Below are 15,357 nucleotides of genomic sequence, written 5' to 3' on the forward strand. Positions count from 1 at the left end.
TGAGACAATTTTCCACATGAAGATCACGCTCAAACGCGATGATAGGGATGACCGGAGAGGATGGTGACGGCGCGGTAAAGCTGTTCGGCGATCAGAATACGAACGATCTGGTGCGGCCATGTGAGCTTGCCGAGATTAAGAACGGCCGCCGCTCTGTCGTAAAGTGCAGGATCTAGGCCGTCGGCGCCACCAATCGCGATCACGAGGTCGCGCTTGCCGCTATCACGCAGATCGCCAAAAAATGAGGCAAAGGCCGGGCTATCCAGCGCCTTGCCGCGCTCGTCGAGCAGCACGAGCACGGTACCATCAGCCAGATGTTTTTCCAGCATCGCCGCTTCTTCGCGCTTGCGCGTCTCCGCGTTCGATGCCCGGCTTTCCGCGACCTCGATCACGCGCGAAAACTCCAACCCGATCGCCGGGCCGGTCTTGGCAAGGCGTTCGATATAACGGGTCGCAAGATCCTTTTCCGGGCCGGATTTCAGCCGTCCCACCGCAAAAATCGAAATCCGCATCGCAAACCTGCATCCATCGTGACCCAACAGGGTCACGCTCTTAACAGCATAGCCCACGGATTCCTATGCAGCCGGCTTTCTTTCCGACCACACACATCGACCCGAAATCAAAAATGATATTCGGGAGGCCCGATGTGCGACGTCAAAGGCTCACCGCATCAATGCAGCGTGTCTTCCGGCATTTCCGGCGTCGCCCACATTTTTTCAATGTTGTAGAAGACACGGATTTCCGGACGGAACACATGAACGATGATATCGCCGGTATCGATCAGCACCCAATCTCCGGTCTCGAGACCTTCGACGCGGGCGCTTCCAAACCCTTCATCCTTCATATCCTTGAGAAGATGCTCGCAGATCGCCGAGACATGCCTGTTCGATCGCCCGGAGACCACCACCATGTAGTCCGCAAGCGCCGATTTTCCGGCAATGTCGAGAGATACGATATCTTCAGCCTTGGAGTCCTCGAGGCTCGCGAGGACGGTTTCGAGGGCGTGGTCGGCGGCATCGGCGCCACTGTCCTGACCCTTCGGGATAGCAACAAATGCTCTTCCCTTGGCGTGTACTGTTGTCAGAGGTTTTCCCTTTCCAAGAATGACAAAACAGGCACTGGCGACGCGAATCTGTGCGTCACCAGATTAAGGTGGCACCAAAGCATTAACTTTTCAAGATATGGAGCCTTCAACGGCTGTCGCATACATCATTTGTGATTATTGCGGAGCGCCGTCGAACTGAGCGTCGAACGCGGACCATGGATAAAGACCCAGGCAGGCGCCTTTTTTTTCCACAAAACACCCGCATCATCCTCATCGATCCGCGCCTGGCTATAGGCCTGCGCCATGGTGGAGGAGAGGTAGGAGAGGGTGGAACCCGGCCGGTCGATCACCGCAATCGGAAAGGTCTCGGCGATCCTTCGCCATTGTTGCCAGCGATGGAAGCTTTTCAGATTGTCGGCTCCCATGATCCAGATGAAGCGAACATGCGGATTTTTTGCTTTCACCTTGGCAAGCGTATTGGCCGTGTAGCTGATCCCCAGCGATTTTTCAAAAGCCGTCACCTTGATGCGGGGATCGCTGACCAGCCTTTCGCAGGCGGCGATACGATCCTCCAGAGATGCCAGCTCCGAGCGGCTTTTCAGCGGATTGCCTGGCGTCACCATCCACCAGAGCTGGTCTAGACCCAGCCTGCGAAGCGCTATTTCGGCAACAAGGGCATGGCCGGCATGCGGCGGATTGAAGGAGCCGCCGAACAGCCCGACGACCATGCCGCGCTCCGCATGCGGCATGGTGAGATAACGTCTGTCGAGGCGTGTTTCGACCAGCAACTATCAGGTCCGCGTCTGACCGGTGCCATGCACGCGGTATTTGAACGACGTGAGCTGCTCGACACCAACAGGGCCGCGTGCATGCATCTTGCCCGTAGCGATGCCGATTTCCGCACCCATTCCGAATTCACCGCCATCGGCAAATTGCGTGGAAGCGTTATGCAGCAGAATGGCCGAATCGAGTTCGTTGAAGAAACGCTCGACCACCGCTCGGTCCTCGGCGATCACCGCCTCCGTGTGGTTGGACGAATAGGTGCTGATGTGGTCGATCGCGCCGGAAATACCGTGCACGACAGCAACCGAAATGATCGCATCGAGATATTCGGTGCGCCAGTCATCTTCCGTTGCGGCTTTCAAGCCCTCGACAACATTACGCACGGCCTGCGAACCGCGTACTTCACAACCGGCCTCGATCAGGCCCTTGACGAGCGGTTCAAGATGCGTGGCAACAACAGCGGCATCCACCAGCAGCGTTTCCGCCGCGCCGCAAATGCCGGTGCGGCGCATCTTGGCATTCACGACGATGCGTTTCGCCATGTCGAGATCGGCCGATCCGTCGACATAGATATGGCAAATACCTTCCAGATGCGCAAAGACCGGCACACGCGCCTCGGACTGCACCCGCGCAACCAGGCTTTTGCCTCCGCGCGGCACAATCACGTCAACCGCGCCATTCAATCCACCAAGAAGCGCGCCCACGGCAGCGCGGTCGGTTACCGGTACCAGCTGAATGGCATGCTCGGGAAGGCCGGCAATCTTCAGGCCCTCGACGAGACAGGCATGGATAGCACGCGATGAATGTTGCGAATCCGAGCCGCCGCGCAGGATGACCGCATTGCCCGCCTTGAGGCAGAGCGCGCCGGCATCTGCCGTCACATTCGGGCGGCTTTCGTAAATCACGCCGATGACGCCAAGCGGCGTGCGCACGCGCTCGATCTTCAGACCGTTCGGGCGATCCCAGGCGGCAATAACTTCGCCAACCGGATCAGGCAGCGCGGCAACCGAGCGGATGCCTTCGGCGATACCGGCAATCCGCGCATCGTCAAGCGTAAGCCTGTCGATGAAGGAAGCGGCAAGGCCGCTATTATCCGCCGCCGCCAGATCTTTCCTGTTGGCGGCAAGGATCGTTTCCCTCGACGCCTCGATGGCGGACGCCATGGCGAGAAGCGCACGGTTTTTCTGATCCGTACCTGCGATGGACAACGGTCGCGAAGCAGATTTTGCCTGTGCACCGATGGTCATCATCAGTGCATCAATATCATGGCTCTGCTTCACGGCCTGTTCAGGCATGGACCTTATCCTTTTCAGTATTTTTAACTTTCACGGCGGCACCCGTCATTACCAGATCGTCGCGATGGATCATCGCCGCACGCCCCACATAGCCAAGTATCGCCTCGATCTCGTTGGACTTGTGACCGATGATAAGACGCGCCTCTTCCGCATCGTAGCCTGCAAGGCCGCGCGCGACCTCTCGGCCTTCAACGCCGATAATGGCAATCGCATCGCCGCGTCCAAAATTGCCCTTCACCACCCGCACGCCCGCGGGAAGCAGGCTTTTACCGGCATAGAGCGCTTTTTCCGCACCCGCATCCACATGAATCTCACCTGCCGGCTGCAACTGACCGGCAATCCATGTCTTTCGCGCCGTCACCGGTGTGCCTGATGGCGCAAACCACGAGGAGCGGGCGCCGTTTTCGATGGCCTTCAACGGATTGAGCGTCTTGCCGGAAGCGATGATCATGCCGCAACCGGCAGCGGTCGCGATCTTGCCGGCATCGATCTTGGTACGCATGCCGCCGCGTGAAAGCTCGGAAGCCGCACCGCCTGCCATGGCCTCAATCTCGGGCGTAATATCTGCAATCGTCTCAAGGAACTTCGCATCCGGATCAAGATGCGGCGGAGCCGTGTAAAGCCCGTCAATATCAGACAGCAATACCAGAAGATCGGCACCGGTCATGGTGGCCACGCGGGCGGCCAGACGGTCATTGTCGCCGTAGCGGATTTCGGTGGTTGCCACCGTGTCGTTTTCATTGATGATCGGAATAGCACCGATCTTCAGCAGCTGGTTGATGGTGGCGCGCGCATTGAGGTAACGGCGGCGCTCCTCGGTGTCGGACAGCGTGAGCAGAATCTGGCCAGCAACGATCTCATGCCGCGACAGGCTTTCCGACCATGCCCGCGCCAGAGCGATCTGGCCAACGGCCGCCGCTGCCTGGCTTTCCTCCAGCTTCAATGCGCCGGAGGGCAGACCGAGCACCGTGCGGCCGAGCGCGATGGCGCCAGAAGACACCACCTGAACATCTGCGCCGTTTTTCTTCAGCGCAGCGATGTCCTCGCAAATGGCGTCAAGCCAATCTTTCTTCAGCCCGCTTTTCCGGTCCACCAGAAGTGCCGAACCGATCTTGATGACGATCCGGTGGTGGCTACCCAGCGGTTTGCGGGTGAGGCTCATAGGCGATCGTCCTCTTCCTCGGCCTCGCTATCCACAGGCATTGAGCGGTCGGGAAGGGCGGTCTCGCCGCCATTGCTTGCCGAGACGATGATATCGCGAAGGGCGCGCAGCGCCTCCGTCATACCAATGTGGGCAGCGGCAGACAGAAGGAGCGGAGGACGGCCGCAGGCCTTTTCCAGTTCCTTTGCCTTCTTTTTCAGTTCTTTTTCGTCCAGCACGTCGATTTGCGACAGCGCCACGATTTCCGGCTTGTCGGTCAAGCCGCCACCATAGGCATCCAGTTCGGCCTTGACAGTCTTATAGGCCTGCCCGACCTTTTCTTCCTGCGCGGAGACGAGATGCAGAAGCACACGGGTGCGCTCCACGTGGCCGAGGAAACGGTCGCCGATGCCCACACCCTCATGCGCGCCTTCGATCAGGCCGGGAATATCGGCCAGCACGAATTCACGGCCGTCGATGGTCGCAACGCCGAGGTTCGGATGCAGGGTCGTGAAAGGATAATTGGCAATCTTTGGCCGCGCGCGCGTCACGGTCGCGAGGAATGTCGACTTACCTGCATTCGGCAGACCAACGAGACCGGCGTCAGCGATCAGCTTCAGGCGAAGCCAGAGCGTCTTTTCTTCGCCCGCAAGGCCCGGATTGGCATGGGTCGGCGCCTGATTGGTCGAAGACTTGAAATAGGCGTTGCCGAAACCGCCGTTACCGCCAGCGGCAAGACGAAAACGCTGGCCTTCCTTTGTCAGGTCGACGATCAGCGTCTCGTTGTCTTCCTCGAAAATCTGCGTGCCCACAGGCACTTTCAGAACCACGTCGGAACCCTTGGCGCCGGTGCGGGTCTTACCCATGCCGTGCTGTCCGATCGAGGCCTTGAAATGCTGCTGGAAGCGGAAGTCGATCAGCGTGTTGAGACCGTTGACCACCTCGATCCAGACGTCGCCGCCGCGTCCGCCATCGCCACCATCAGGGCCGCCGAACTCGATGAACTTTTCGCGTCGGAAGGAAACGGCGCCCGCGCCGCCATCACCGGACTTGATATAGATTTTTGCTTCATCGAGAAATTTCATCGGACTGCCGTTCTGTCGGTTTGCGGGCACATCAGCTCAAGGCGTTGTGCCAAACAAAAATATCGTCGTTTCGAATACAAGCGCTTCTCCACAAGGTCAAAGACTATCGTGCGGGAAGCGCCTGCGTGAGACAAGGCCGGTTTGCGGCAACCGGCCTTGTTTTGATTGTCAGCCGTGCTGCGGAACGAAATCCTCAGCCGTGATCGCCGTATCGATATGCGCCACCATCGCAGCACGCGCCGTGGCGTAAATCTGGTGGCAGCCGGTCACCCGGAAGCCCAGTTTTTCCTGCACGCGCAGCGAAGCCGGATTATCCGCAAACACACCGGAATGGAGAACCACACCGGGCATGCGGCGGAAGAACCGCTCGACCACGGCGGCCACCGCCTCGGTCATGTAACCCTTGCCCCAGTAGAACCGGTTCAGCCAGTAGCCGAGATGCCACTCGCCGTGCCGCAATTCGACCGAGACGACGCCGATGAGTGTATCGTCACCGCTTGTGATGGCGAAATCCCAATCGGGCAGGGTGCCTGAAGTGCGCAGGACCAGCCATTCCAGCGCATCCTGTCGATGATAGGGCGCGGGAACACGGGCCAGCATCCTGGTCACGGCAAAATCGCCAAGCGATTCCGCAATGCTGCCAGCATCGGAAAGCCGCTGCGGACGCAGCACCAGACGCGACGTCTCGATGACCGGGCAGGGGCCGGGCGGCGCGACCGTCGCAGTTGCCCGGTGACGGGTAAGCTCGATCGTGCTCATCCCATGTCCCCCCAGCTCTTCAGCGAAACCCAGGTCTTGCGGTCCAGCCTGTACCATTCTACCGGTACCATGCCGCCCAGTGCCAGCGAACCGACCATGCCGGAGCCCTGGAACTGGAAACCGCACTTCTGGATGACCCGGCGCGAGGGGATGTTGGTGACCCGGCAGCGGGCATCGATCTGGTCGATTTCACGCGTGCGGAAGGCCATGTCGATCAGCGCATGCGTGGCTTCGGTCATGTAGCCCCGGTTCCAGTAGGGTTCCCCCAGCCAGTAACCGATTTCCAGCGTCTTTTCGTCTTCCTGCGGTTCAAGCGCGCAGCAACCCAGAAACTCGCCATTGTCCATGCGGGTAATCGCATAGACGCACTTGCCGATCTCGCCAGCATTGGTGCGTCGCACGAAGTCCGCGGCGTCTTTGGCCGTGTACGGGTGCGGCATACGCGACACCATGGTCGCGATATTGGCATTGTTGGCAAGATGGGCAAGGGCGTCGATGTCTTCTTCGTGAGGCTTGCGTAAAACCAGCCTCTGCGACAGTAAAACGGGGCAATCGCTCCTCGACCGATCGGGCCTCGGCCGCTCTTCGGGTGACCGTGATTGGTCAACCCTCAACAATTCAGCTTGCATGGTTCAGTCCCTCCTGGGGGTTAAAGAAAAAGGGGAGTTGGGTGGTACCCCATCTCCCCTGTTTTCTTGACTGAACCTGATACGTCTCAGCCGGGTCGATGGGACACCGGCTGCATATGACGCTTACCGGCTTATTCTGCGGCTTCCGCTTTCGGGGCCACGGATACGAATACGCGGCCGTTGGCCTTCGTACGGAAGTTCACGTTACCTGCGGTCAGTGCGAAAATCGTGTGGTCCTTGCCGATGCCAACGTTGGCGCCCGGATGCCACTGGGTTCCGCGCTGACGCAGAATAATGTTGCCTGGAATGACAGCTTCGCCGCCGAACTTCTTTACGCCAAGGCGCTTGGATTCGGAATCGCGACCGTTACGCGATGAACCGCCAGCTTTTTTGTGTGCCATTGGAGTTCTCCTTTAAACCTTGTTTCCCGTGTCGCGCCTATCAGGCAGCAACGATGTCCGTGATGCGGACGACAGTGTGATGCTGACGATGGCCGCGCGAACGCTTGGAGTTCTGACGACGACGCTTCTTGAAGGCGATGACCTTCTTGCCGCGATTGTGCTCGACAACTTCAGCCTTGACGATGGCACCCTTGACAAAGGGAGCACCGAACTGAGCGTCGGCGCCTTCGCCGATCACGAGAACTTCGGTGAATTCTACGGTTGCGCCTGCCTCTGCTTCCAGCTTTTCGATGGTCAGCACGGCATCGGCCGCTACGCGGTACTGCTTACCGCCGGTCTTGATGACTGCGAACATTTGTTATCCTTTCATGTTCGTTCCGGCTCTGCCCGCCAAAGCAAGCTGGCCGTCTTTTTATCAGTCGGAGTAGCGGAAATCCGTCAGGACTGAATGCCCTTTTGAAAGTCTGCCGGTGAAGCCGCCTTTGAGGGGCGGAATAAACAGAAGGCGCAATACGCCATCAATTTGGGTGCGAATTACGCGAGACGTCAGTTTATGTCAAGATGACGGATGTTTGAAAAGTAACTCTAACGCCAAGAATTTCATGCTTTTTTGGCAAGCGAAGCAGTCAGGTCTCGAAATTTGCGCAGCAAGTGTTTATATGGGCCTTCAACAAGGAGCAGAAATGGCCCGCATAGACCAGACCGACGATTGGCGGGACCGCCATGCGCCGACACTTTCCGCCTTCGAGTCGCTTGCGATCGAGGCATATGGCCACCTGCCAGACGAATTCCGTGCATTGACCAAGGATCTCGTCATCGAGATCTCGGATTTCCCGACTGACGAAGTGTTCGAGGACATGGCGCTCGAAACACCGTTCGACTTGCTGGGATTGTTCGAGGGGCGCGGTATCTCCGAACGTTTCACCATGGAAACCGGCGAGATGGTGAACCGCATCACGCTTTATCGCCGCCCCATTCTCGACTACTGGGCCGAGAATGAGGAAACGCTAGGCGACATCATCACCCATGTCCTCATCCACGAGATCGGCCATCACTTCGGCCTGTCGGATGACGACATGGAGCGGATCGAAGAAAGCGCCGACGAGGCCGCGGCGGAGCGCTGAGCCCGCCGGCAGCCACTCCTCTTATTGCTCGCCGAGCTTCATATCCGGGTGGTATTCCTTGCCCTCGACCACCTTGGTCACGGCCTGGCCGCAATGCATGACGCCGCTTGCGGCGTTGAAGGCGTAGCTGGGTGAACCGGCAAGTTCCCACCCCTTGTTCAGAGCTTCGGTGACCCGGTGACAGAACTTCGCGTCATCGGGACCTGTAATGAAACGATAGACCTTCACGTCTTTTGCGCCTTTCGTTGTGCGATGATATCGGCCATGGCGACCAGCCTTTCGGCTTGGCTCACATGCAGCCGTTCGATCATCCGCCCGTTCATGTTGATGACGTTCAATTCCACAGATTCGGGTTTTGCGAAAGCGTCAATAATCGCCCTGGCTTCAGCGACAGCGGCCTCATCGGGGCCGAAGTGGCGATTGGCGGGCTCGATCTGGGCCGGGTGGATCAGCATCTTGCCATCGAAGCCCATGGCGTGGCCCTGCTCGCACTCGGTGCCAAAAGCCGCGATATCGCGAAAATCATTCGACACGCTATCGATGACATCAAGCCCATAGGCGCGGGCGGCAAGCACCACCTGCATCATCCACGGCACGAGGTAGGTTCGCCCGGGCACGGAAGGAACCCGTGTCTCCTTGCGCAGATCGTTCAGTCCGAGGACGAAAGCGGCAAGCCGTCCATCCGGCGTATGGGCAGCGTCAGCAATGGACGCTGCGTTCAACACACCGAGCGGCGTCTCGATCATCGCCCAGATTTTCAAGCCCTGGGGCGCATCGGCCTCCGCCAGAAGGTCGGCCACATCGTTAATATCGGCGGGCTGCTCTACCTTCGGTAATAATACCGCATCCGGCCAGCAGGAAAGCACGAGCTTTAAATCCTCCATACCATCCGGCGTTGACAGCGGATTGATACGGATAATGATCTCGCGTCCCGCAAAGGGCGCATCCGAAAACAGCCTGCCCAGATTCTCTCGCGCTTCGCCCTTCACATCGGGTGCAACGGAATCCTCCAGATCGAGAATAACCCCATCGCAATCGAGATCGCGGATTTTTTCGAGCGCCCTGACATTGATGGCCGGAACCGACAGCAGTGAACGGCGCGGTCTCACAGGAATATTTTCGAAAAAATTAGTCATGCCGCACTTGTGTCAAGCTTTTGTGACATCTGCAACACGACAATCCACTGAATCCTCTTGCAAGCCGGAAGAAGAAGGCCCACATTCGTCTGGAAAGAAAGGTTGAATCATGCAAGGCATCCGTTCATTTTTCATTGCCGCATCCGGCATCGCACTTCTGGCTTTGGTGGCTCTTTTTACCGCCTCGCTTACGGTCGCTTTTATCGGCGTGCTCGCCGTTCTCAGCGCTGCCCGTCTGCTTTCGGCGCGTATGAAGCCGGCACCCATTCCGGTCAAGCCCCGCAACCAGCACGACATGCGCGTCTGGAACGACGGCAAAGGCACGATCATCGATCTCTGAGATCGTTAATCCTGCCAAAATGCGAGAACGCTGCACGCGGCGTACCGAAGAATGCGGGTTTGCGCTTCTAAAGCGATCCGTTTTGCAGTATTTCCCGACAGAAAATATCCGGCGGGCGTCAGTCCACGCCGGATTTTGTGACCAGGGAAACACGGGAAGCGACAGATGGAAAAATTCACCAAGCTGACGGGCGTTGCTGCGCCCATGCCGGTCGTCAATATCGACACCGATATGATCATTCCCAAAGACTATCTGAAGACCATCAAGCGCACGGGTCTTGGCACCGGCCTTTTTGCCGAGTCGCGTTATCTAGAAGATGGCTCGCCCAATCCCGATTTTGTGCTGAACAAGCCCGCTTACCAGAACGCCCAGATCCTCGTCGCGGGTGACAATTTTGGCTGCGGCTCTTCGCGCGAACATGCACCATGGGCGCTTCTCGATTTCGGCATCCGCTGCGTGATCTCCACCAGCTTCGCCGATATCTTTTATAACAACTGTTTCAAGAACGGCATTCTGCCTGTCGTCGTCAGCCCCGAGAATCTCGAAAAGCTGCTGGACGACGCCTCGCGCGGCTCGAACGCCGTTCTGTCCATCGATCTGGAACGTCAGGAAATCAGCGGCCCTGATGGCGGCACGATCACCTTCGAGATCGATGAATTCAAGCGCCATTGCATGCTGAACGGCCTCGACGACATCGGCCTGACACTGGAGCATTCCGGCGCCATCGACACGTTCGAAAAGGCAAATGCCTCGGTCCGCCCCTGGGCCTGACCGCACTTCTATCCTCTTTTAAAAGCCGATCCCGTGCAAAACCGTACCGGATCGGCTTTTGCTTTGCTTGAAAAGCCGTTGAGGCGGGGATAAGAAGCCCCCGATCCCGTTCGGCTGGCGATGTGACTTGTGAGGCGGCAGGACGGAAACGAGTTTGACGCCGCGCTCGCCGCAATCGAAAACCCTTCATGATGGTTTCCGGCGCGCCGCCCAAGGAGGGTTCTCATGACAGTCCGCACGCTTTTCCTTCTGCCCGGTGACGGTATCGGCCCCGAGGCCATGGCCGAAGTCCGCAAGCTGATCGACTATATGAACAACGCAAAAAATGCCGGCTTCACCACGCAGGAAGGTCTGGTCGGCGGCTCCGCTTATGATGCCCATGGCGTCGCGATTTCCGACGCAGATATGGAAAAGGCCCTTGCCGCCGATGCGATCCTGTTTGGCGCCGTGGGCGGCCCGAAGTGGGATGGCGTTCCCTACGAACACCGCCCGGAAGCCGGCCTGCTTCGCCTGCGCAAGGATCTCGAACTTTTCGCCAACCTGCGCCCCGCCATCTGCTACCCGGCACTTGCCGAAGCCTCCTCACTGAAGCCGGAGCTCGTAGAGGGTCTCGATATCCTCATCGTCCGCGAACTGACGGGCGGTGTCTATTTCGGCGAGCCCAAGCAGATCATCGACCTCGGCAACGGCCAGAAGCGCGGTATCGACACGCAGATCTACGACACCTTCGAGATCGAGCGCATCGCCAGCGTCGCTTTCGAACTGGCACGCACACGCGACAACCGCGTCTGCTCCATGGAGAAGCGCAACGTCATGAAGTCTGGCGTTTTGTGGAACCAGGTCGTCACCGAAACCCACGCTGCGAAATACAAGGACGTTCAGCTGGAGCATATGCTGGCCGATGCCGGCGGCATGCAGCTGGTGCGCAAGCCCAAACAGTTCGACGTGATCGTGACCGACAACCTCTTCGGCGACATGCTTTCCGACGTCGCTGCCATGCTGACGGGCTCGCTCGGCATGCTGCCGTCGGCATCGCTTGGTGCACCGGATGCCAAGACCGGCAAGCGCAAGGCCATGTACGAGCCGGTGCACGGTTCGGCACCTGACATTGCCGGCAAGGGCATCGCCAACCCCATTGCCATGATCGCGTCCTTCGCCATGTGCCTGCGCTATTCGTTCAACATGGTAGATGAGGCAACGAAGCTCGAAACTGCAATTGCGAACGTGCTCGACAAGGGCATCCGCACCGCCGACATCATGTCCGACGGTTCCCGTCAGGTCAGCACCTCCGAAATGGGTGACGCGGTTCTCGCAGAATTCAAGGCGCTTTCGGCGTAACACTCACCGAAACCGGTTGGGCAGGCGGCACGGTCGCTTGCCCATCTTCCTTTGGCAAAAGATGTTCATATCTTTTGTCAGTCAGCGTCTTCAAAAAGGCGACGATGGCGTCCACACGCTTGTCGTCCAGCGCCGGTGCGGAAGTCAGCTCTGTCATGGCGATATTATCAGGCACTTCCGGCGCATCCCAGGTTTTACCCGTTTCAGGGTTGATCTGCCGGCTGGGTTTCTTGCTTTTGTATTTCACGTAAAACAGCACCACCGTGCGCAGATCCTTAAACACGCCATTGTGCATGTAGGGACCAGTGACAGCGACGTTGCGAAGGGTAGGCACCTTGAACTTGCCGCGCTGAGCCGGATCGCCGGCCACTGCGGGATTTTGCGCCAATCCGAGATCGACCGCATCCGGCTTGGAGCCGTTGGCTGCCCTGACCGACGTGTTGGCCGGAACACCGATGTTGAAATATTTGTGGTTGGTGAAGAGGCCGTCTTCCAAACCCTTGGCGCCACGGATTTCATGGCAGGTATTGCAATTGGTGAACTGCGTCGAGGAGATCAGAACCCGGCCTAGCTCCTCCTGATCGGTTAGCTTTTCTTCGCCGCGCAGGAAACGGTCATACCTGGAATCGAAGGTGGAGAATTCATCGGAACGCTCGAAGCTCGCCAGCGCCTTGGTCATCGCAGCAAAGGCGCCTTCGTCACTCTGGAAAACATCGCTGCCGAACTGTGTGCCGAACGCCGCAACATAATCAGGGTTTTCCTTCAGCCGTTTGACGACAGAGGCTTTATCCGGCATGCCCATTTCGATCGGGTTGAGCGGTGGTCCACCCGCCTGGTCTTCCAGCAGGGAGGCACGACCATCCCAGAATTGCCCGCCGACATACTCTCCCGCAGCGTTCCTGCCGAATGGCGGCGTGAACCGGGCATAGGCTGCAGTCGGCGCATTGCGGTCGCCCAACGACATCCCGTCATCGCCGAGAGAGACGTCCCGGCCGACCTTGTCGCTTTCGCGCGCATCGGAAAAACCCACCGCCTGCATATGGCAGGTGGAACACGCCATCGTGCGGTTCATGGAAAGATTGGCATCATCAAACAGCGCCGCGCCGAGTTTTTCAAGCGTTGCATAATCTTCGCCGCCGTGAGCCTGCATTTGACCAGCACCGATCTCGAGCGGAACCGGTATCATGGCCACGGCAAGGGCGGCAGAAATGAATAGGCGCAGTCTTTTCATTGAAATAGCGTTTCGGAAACTCGGGATGATAGTGGCTATATAGCACTTACCTATCGCACCAGACTACAAACTTTCTCAGCCCGCTCCACTTTGACGCAACCCCGCATCCGGACGCCAAATTGCTTACCCGGCTTTGGCTATCGCGTGGAAGAAAGTGCCTGAAACAAGACCCCGCCTGCCACCGGAGGGGCCGAGCGGACGACCCTGCCCGTCAGCAATCTGAGCGAAAGGCTCATCGTGACCCGGATCGATAACACGCGCATAGTGAAACTCGTGGCCGCGCAGAACCTCGCCCGCTTTGCCCAGCGGCCCATCTGCCACGATTGCAGCCTGCCGGTAACCGAGGTTCATCTTGCGCGTGGCGAAACTGGTGGCATGTGACAGAAGCCCGGTCATGGCATGGGTGACGCCATCGGCGTCTTCCAGCGCCGCTCCCAAAACCATATAGCCGCCGCACTCGCCATGCACCGGCTTCGTCTCGGCAAAACGGACAATGCCCGCTTTAAACCCGGCAGCATCGGCAAGCCTTCCAGCGTAAAGTTCGGGATAACCACCTGGCAGCCAGCAAATGTCGCAGGTCTCATCGGGTGCCTCGTCGGCCAGCGGTGAGAAGGGCACGATCTCCGCCCCCGCTGCATGCCAGTGGTTCTTGAGGTGCGGATAAAGAAAGGTGAAAGCCGCGTCGTCTGCAAGCGCGATGCGCTGGCCGGGCGGCGCAATCGCTGCCTCCACCGAGCCGGAGGGCACATCCACAGGCGCAGCGAGCGAAAGCAAGGCATCGAGATCAATGGACCTTTCCATCGCATCCGCCAGCCGTTCTATATGCGCGTCGATTTCCGGATGTTCGCTGGCCTGCACCAGCCCCAGATGCCGTTCCGGCAGGATGAGTGACGGATCACGCATGACGCATCCTGCGACAGGCAGACCGATTTTTTCGATAGCCTCCGTGCACAGCGTCCGGTGTCTTTCGCTGCCGGCGCGGTTCAGCACCACCGCCGCCATGGTGACAACAGGATCATAGTGGGCAAAACCATAGGCAACAGCAGCGGCTGTCTGCGATTGACCCGACACATCCAGCACCAGCAGCACGGGAATGCCGAACAGCCGGGCCAGATCCGCCGCAGAACCAGTGCGGTTTTCCGCCACGGGGATACCGTCGAACAGGCCCATGGCGCTTTCGATCAAAACGAGGTCAGCACCATCAGCCTGTTGCAACAAAAGGTGTCGAAGCAATTCCGGCTGCATGGCCCAGCTGTCGAGATTGAGGCCGGATGTGCCGGTGGCGAAGGCATGGAAGCCGGGGTCGATATAATCCGGCCCCGTCTTGATGCCGCGCACCTTGATGCCGCGCCGGGCAAAGGCCCTGAGCAAGCCGATTGTTACGCTGGTCTTGCCGGATCCAGAGCGCGGTGCGCCGATGATGATCGCCCGTGTGGTCATAAGGTCGGCACCCCAAGTCGGTCGCGCATCGAAACGATCTCGCCAATAACGATCAGCGCCGGCGCCTCGAATTTTTCCCGTTTTGCATCGTCAGCTATGCTTTCCAGTGTGCCGATGAAAATCCGTTCTTGCGCGGTCGTTGCCGACATGATGACGGCGACCGGCGTCTTGCCCGAACGACCGCCCTGCATCAGAAGACCGGCGATCGAGCCTATGTTCTTAAGCCCCATATAAACGACGATGGGTTCCTGTGTCTTCGCCAATGCCAGCCAATCCAGATCCTCTTCGGTCCCGGCGGCATGGCCGGTGGCAAGCGTAACAGCGCGGCTGATACCGCGCATGGTGGCGGGAATGCGCGCTGAAGCAAGGGCTGCAAGCGACGAGGTCATGCCCGGCAAGATGCGAAATGGGATGCCGGCGCGGACAAGCGCCTCCGCCTCTTCGCCGCCACGCCCGAAAATAAACGGATCGCCACCCTTAAGCCGCAACACCTTCTTACCCTGTCGGGCGAGATCAATCAGCGAGGCAGTGATGTCGTCCTGTGTTGCCGACGGCTTGCCGCCGCGCTTGCCGGCAAACACGATTTCAGCCTGGGGCCCGAGGGAAACGACATCGTCGCTCACCAGCGCGTCGCGCACGATCACATCGGCCTGCGAAAGGGCGAGCGCCACTTCGAGCGTCAGATAACGCACATCGCCCGGACCCGCGCCTGCGAGCCAGACATGCCCGGCCTCAAAGACCGGACCTTTTGCGGCGATGCTGTTCAAAACCTGCGCTATCGACATTCTTCTCGGCTGCTTTTTTAACGATGACGGAAATAGCCGTCCCGGCTATAGGAA

The 15,357-nt window shown here is 58.9% G+C and carries 18 protein-coding genes and 1 pseudogene; 4 read left to right on the forward strand and 15 right to left on the reverse strand.

Annotation, left to right across the window (positions count from 1 at the left end):
- Positions 1-29: 29 nt before the first annotated feature.
- From rlmH to rplU, 10 genes and pseudogenes are all read right to left on the reverse strand, one after another.
- Positions 30-512 (reverse strand): 23S rRNA (pseudouridine(1915)-N(3))-methyltransferase RlmH, encoded by a 483-nt coding sequence (gene rlmH / locus QE432_RS12890; protein ID WP_003516464.1) that lies wholly within the window; start codon positions 510-512, stop codon positions 30-32.
- Between the two features lie 158 nt (positions 513-670).
- Positions 671-1,115: pseudogene (rsfS, locus tag QE432_RS12895) on the reverse strand (ribosome silencing factor).
- A 94-nt stretch (positions 1,116-1,209) separates the two neighbouring features.
- The gene (locus QE432_RS12900) at positions 1,210-1,794 is read right to left on the reverse strand and encodes a nicotinate-nucleotide adenylyltransferase (protein WP_075807713.1); all 585 of its coding nucleotides are present in this window, start codon (positions 1,792-1,794) and stop codon (positions 1,210-1,212) included.
- 42 nt (positions 1,795-1,836) lie between these two features.
- Positions 1,837-3,123 (reverse strand): glutamate-5-semialdehyde dehydrogenase, encoded by a 1,287-nt coding sequence (locus QE432_RS12905; RefSeq protein WP_162633734.1) that lies wholly within the window; start codon positions 3,121-3,123, stop codon positions 1,837-1,839.
- On the reverse strand, positions 3,116-4,285 hold the full coding sequence (gene proB / locus QE432_RS12910; protein WP_111795588.1) for a glutamate 5-kinase: 1,170 nt from the start codon (positions 4,283-4,285) through the stop codon (positions 3,116-3,118). The genes QE432_RS12905 and proB overlap by 8 nt, the downstream gene beginning before the upstream one ends.
- Positions 4,282-5,349: a GTPase ObgE gene (gene obgE / locus QE432_RS12915; RefSeq protein WP_003516456.1), complete on the reverse strand. Its 1,068-nt coding sequence runs from the start codon at positions 5,347-5,349 to the stop codon at positions 4,282-4,284. Before obgE ends, proB begins: the two co-directional genes overlap by 4 nt.
- 168 nt (positions 5,350-5,517) lie before the next feature.
- Entirely contained in the window at positions 5,518-6,108 is a 591-nt protein-coding gene (locus QE432_RS12920) for a GNAT family N-acetyltransferase (protein ID WP_003516454.1), read from the reverse strand.
- Complete coding sequence (locus QE432_RS12925) at positions 6,105-6,737, reverse strand: GNAT family N-acetyltransferase (protein ID WP_003516453.1); 633 nt, start codon at positions 6,735-6,737, stop codon at positions 6,105-6,107. Before QE432_RS12925 ends, QE432_RS12920 begins: the two co-directional genes overlap by 4 nt.
- A gap of 131 nt (positions 6,738-6,868) precedes the next feature.
- Positions 6,869-7,138, reverse strand: a complete 270-nt coding sequence (rpmA, locus tag QE432_RS12930) for a 50S ribosomal protein L27 (RefSeq protein WP_003492686.1) — start codon at positions 7,136-7,138, stop codon at positions 6,869-6,871.
- 40 nt (positions 7,139-7,178) lie between these two features.
- Positions 7,179-7,493, reverse strand: coding sequence for a 50S ribosomal protein L21 (rplU, locus tag QE432_RS12935; RefSeq protein WP_003516451.1), 315 nt, complete (start codon positions 7,491-7,493; stop codon positions 7,179-7,181).
- Positions 7,494-7,821: 328 nt separating this feature from the next.
- Here rplU and QE432_RS12940 point away from each other — a divergent pair, with 328 nt between their 5' ends.
- On the forward strand, positions 7,822-8,262 hold the full coding sequence (locus QE432_RS12940) for a metallopeptidase family protein (RefSeq protein WP_113157570.1): 441 nt from the start codon (positions 7,822-7,824) through the stop codon (positions 8,260-8,262).
- A 21-nt stretch (positions 8,263-8,283) separates the two neighbouring features.
- Here the strand turns inward: QE432_RS12940 and QE432_RS12945 are convergent, their stop codons facing one another.
- Together QE432_RS12945 and QE432_RS12950 are read right to left on the reverse strand one after the other, a co-directional pair.
- Entirely contained in the window at positions 8,284-8,490 is a 207-nt protein-coding gene (locus QE432_RS12945) for a DUF1737 domain-containing protein (RefSeq protein WP_003505258.1), read from the reverse strand.
- Positions 8,487-9,398: an HpcH/HpaI aldolase/citrate lyase family protein gene (locus QE432_RS12950; protein WP_306624531.1), complete on the reverse strand. Its 912-nt coding sequence runs from the start codon at positions 9,396-9,398 to the stop codon at positions 8,487-8,489. The genes QE432_RS12945 and QE432_RS12950 overlap by 4 nt, the downstream gene beginning before the upstream one ends.
- 109 nt (positions 9,399-9,507) lie before the next feature.
- Here QE432_RS12950 and QE432_RS12955 point away from each other — a divergent pair, with 109 nt between their 5' ends.
- From QE432_RS12955 to leuB, 3 genes are all read left to right on the forward strand, one after another.
- The gene (locus QE432_RS12955) at positions 9,508-9,738 is read left to right on the forward strand and encodes a hypothetical protein (protein WP_306624533.1); all 231 of its coding nucleotides are present in this window, start codon (positions 9,508-9,510) and stop codon (positions 9,736-9,738) included.
- A 165-nt stretch (positions 9,739-9,903) separates the two neighbouring features.
- A complete protein-coding gene (gene leuD, locus QE432_RS12960; protein ID WP_025594665.1) occupies positions 9,904-10,509 on the forward strand; it encodes a 3-isopropylmalate dehydratase small subunit in 606 nt (201 codons plus the stop codon).
- Positions 10,510-10,734: 225 nt separating this feature from the next.
- Positions 10,735-11,847 (forward strand): 3-isopropylmalate dehydrogenase, encoded by a 1,113-nt coding sequence (gene leuB, locus QE432_RS12965; protein WP_113556119.1) that lies wholly within the window; start codon positions 10,735-10,737, stop codon positions 11,845-11,847.
- Here the strand turns inward: leuB and QE432_RS12970 are convergent.
- The 3 genes from QE432_RS12970 to cobA form a co-directional block, all read right to left on the reverse strand.
- Positions 11,828-13,078, reverse strand: a complete 1,251-nt coding sequence (locus tag QE432_RS12970) for a cytochrome-c peroxidase (protein ID WP_306624536.1) — start codon at positions 13,076-13,078, stop codon at positions 11,828-11,830. The genes leuB and QE432_RS12970 overlap by 20 nt on opposite strands.
- Before the next feature lie 123 nt (positions 13,079-13,201).
- Positions 13,202-14,518: a cobyrinate a,c-diamide synthase gene (locus QE432_RS12975; RefSeq protein WP_306624538.1), complete on the reverse strand. Its 1,317-nt coding sequence runs from the start codon at positions 14,516-14,518 to the stop codon at positions 13,202-13,204.
- Entirely contained in the window at positions 14,515-15,303 is a 789-nt protein-coding gene (gene cobA, locus QE432_RS12980) for a uroporphyrinogen-III C-methyltransferase (RefSeq protein ID WP_019565976.1), read from the reverse strand. Before cobA ends, QE432_RS12975 begins: the two co-directional genes overlap by 4 nt.
- Positions 15,304-15,357: the final 54 nt, after the last annotated feature.

The sequence above is a fragment of the Agrobacterium sp. SORGH_AS_0745 genome, from assembly GCF_030818995.1.
GTDB classification, from domain to species: Bacteria; Pseudomonadota; Alphaproteobacteria; order Rhizobiales; family Rhizobiaceae; genus Agrobacterium; species Agrobacterium tumefaciens.

Excerpts from the sequence above, each read along its gene's own strand:
- rlmH (WP_003516464.1), bottom strand. The coding sequence starts at position 512 with ATGCGGATTTCGATTTTTGCGGTGGGACGGCTGAAATCCGGCCCGGAA.
- QE432_RS12900 (WP_075807713.1), bottom strand. The coding sequence starts at position 1,794 with ATGCCGCATGCGGAGCGCGGCATGGTCGTCGGGCTGTTCGGCGGCTCC.
- QE432_RS12905 (WP_162633734.1), bottom strand. The coding sequence starts at position 3,123 with ATGCCTGAACAGGCCGTGAAGCAGAGCCATGATATTGATGCACTGATG.
- proB (WP_111795588.1), bottom strand. The coding sequence starts at position 4,285 with ATGAGCCTCACCCGCAAACCGCTGGGTAGCCACCACCGGATCGTCATC.
- obgE (WP_003516456.1), bottom strand. The coding sequence starts at position 5,349 with ATGAAATTTCTCGATGAAGCAAAAATCTATATCAAGTCCGGTGATGGC.
- QE432_RS12920 (WP_003516454.1), bottom strand. The coding sequence starts at position 6,108 with ATGAGCACGATCGAGCTTACCCGTCACCGGGCAACTGCGACGGTCGCG.
- QE432_RS12925 (WP_003516453.1), bottom strand. The coding sequence starts at position 6,737 with ATGCAAGCTGAATTGTTGAGGGTTGACCAATCACGGTCACCCGAAGAG.
- rpmA (WP_003492686.1), bottom strand. The coding sequence starts at position 7,138 with ATGGCACACAAAAAAGCTGGCGGTTCATCGCGTAACGGTCGCGATTCC.
- rplU (WP_003516451.1), bottom strand. The coding sequence starts at position 7,493 with ATGTTCGCAGTCATCAAGACCGGCGGTAAGCAGTACCGCGTAGCGGCC.
- QE432_RS12940 (WP_113157570.1), top strand. The coding sequence starts at position 7,822 with ATGGCCCGCATAGACCAGACCGACGATTGGCGGGACCGCCATGCGCCG.
- QE432_RS12950 (WP_306624531.1), bottom strand. The coding sequence starts at position 9,398 with ATGACTAATTTTTTCGAAAATATTCCTGTGAGACCGCGCCGTTCACTG.
- QE432_RS12955 (WP_306624533.1), top strand. The coding sequence starts at position 9,508 with ATGCAAGGCATCCGTTCATTTTTCATTGCCGCATCCGGCATCGCACTT.
- leuD (WP_025594665.1), top strand. The coding sequence starts at position 9,904 with ATGGAAAAATTCACCAAGCTGACGGGCGTTGCTGCGCCCATGCCGGTC.
- leuB (WP_113556119.1), top strand. The coding sequence starts at position 10,735 with ATGACAGTCCGCACGCTTTTCCTTCTGCCCGGTGACGGTATCGGCCCC.
- QE432_RS12970 (WP_306624536.1), bottom strand. The coding sequence starts at position 13,078 with ATGAAAAGACTGCGCCTATTCATTTCTGCCGCCCTTGCCGTGGCCATG.
- QE432_RS12975 (WP_306624538.1), bottom strand. The coding sequence starts at position 14,518 with ATGACCACACGGGCGATCATCATCGGCGCACCGCGCTCTGGATCCGGC.
- cobA (WP_019565976.1), bottom strand. The coding sequence starts at position 15,303 with ATGTCGATAGCGCAGGTTTTGAACAGCATCGCCGCAAAAGGTCCGGTC.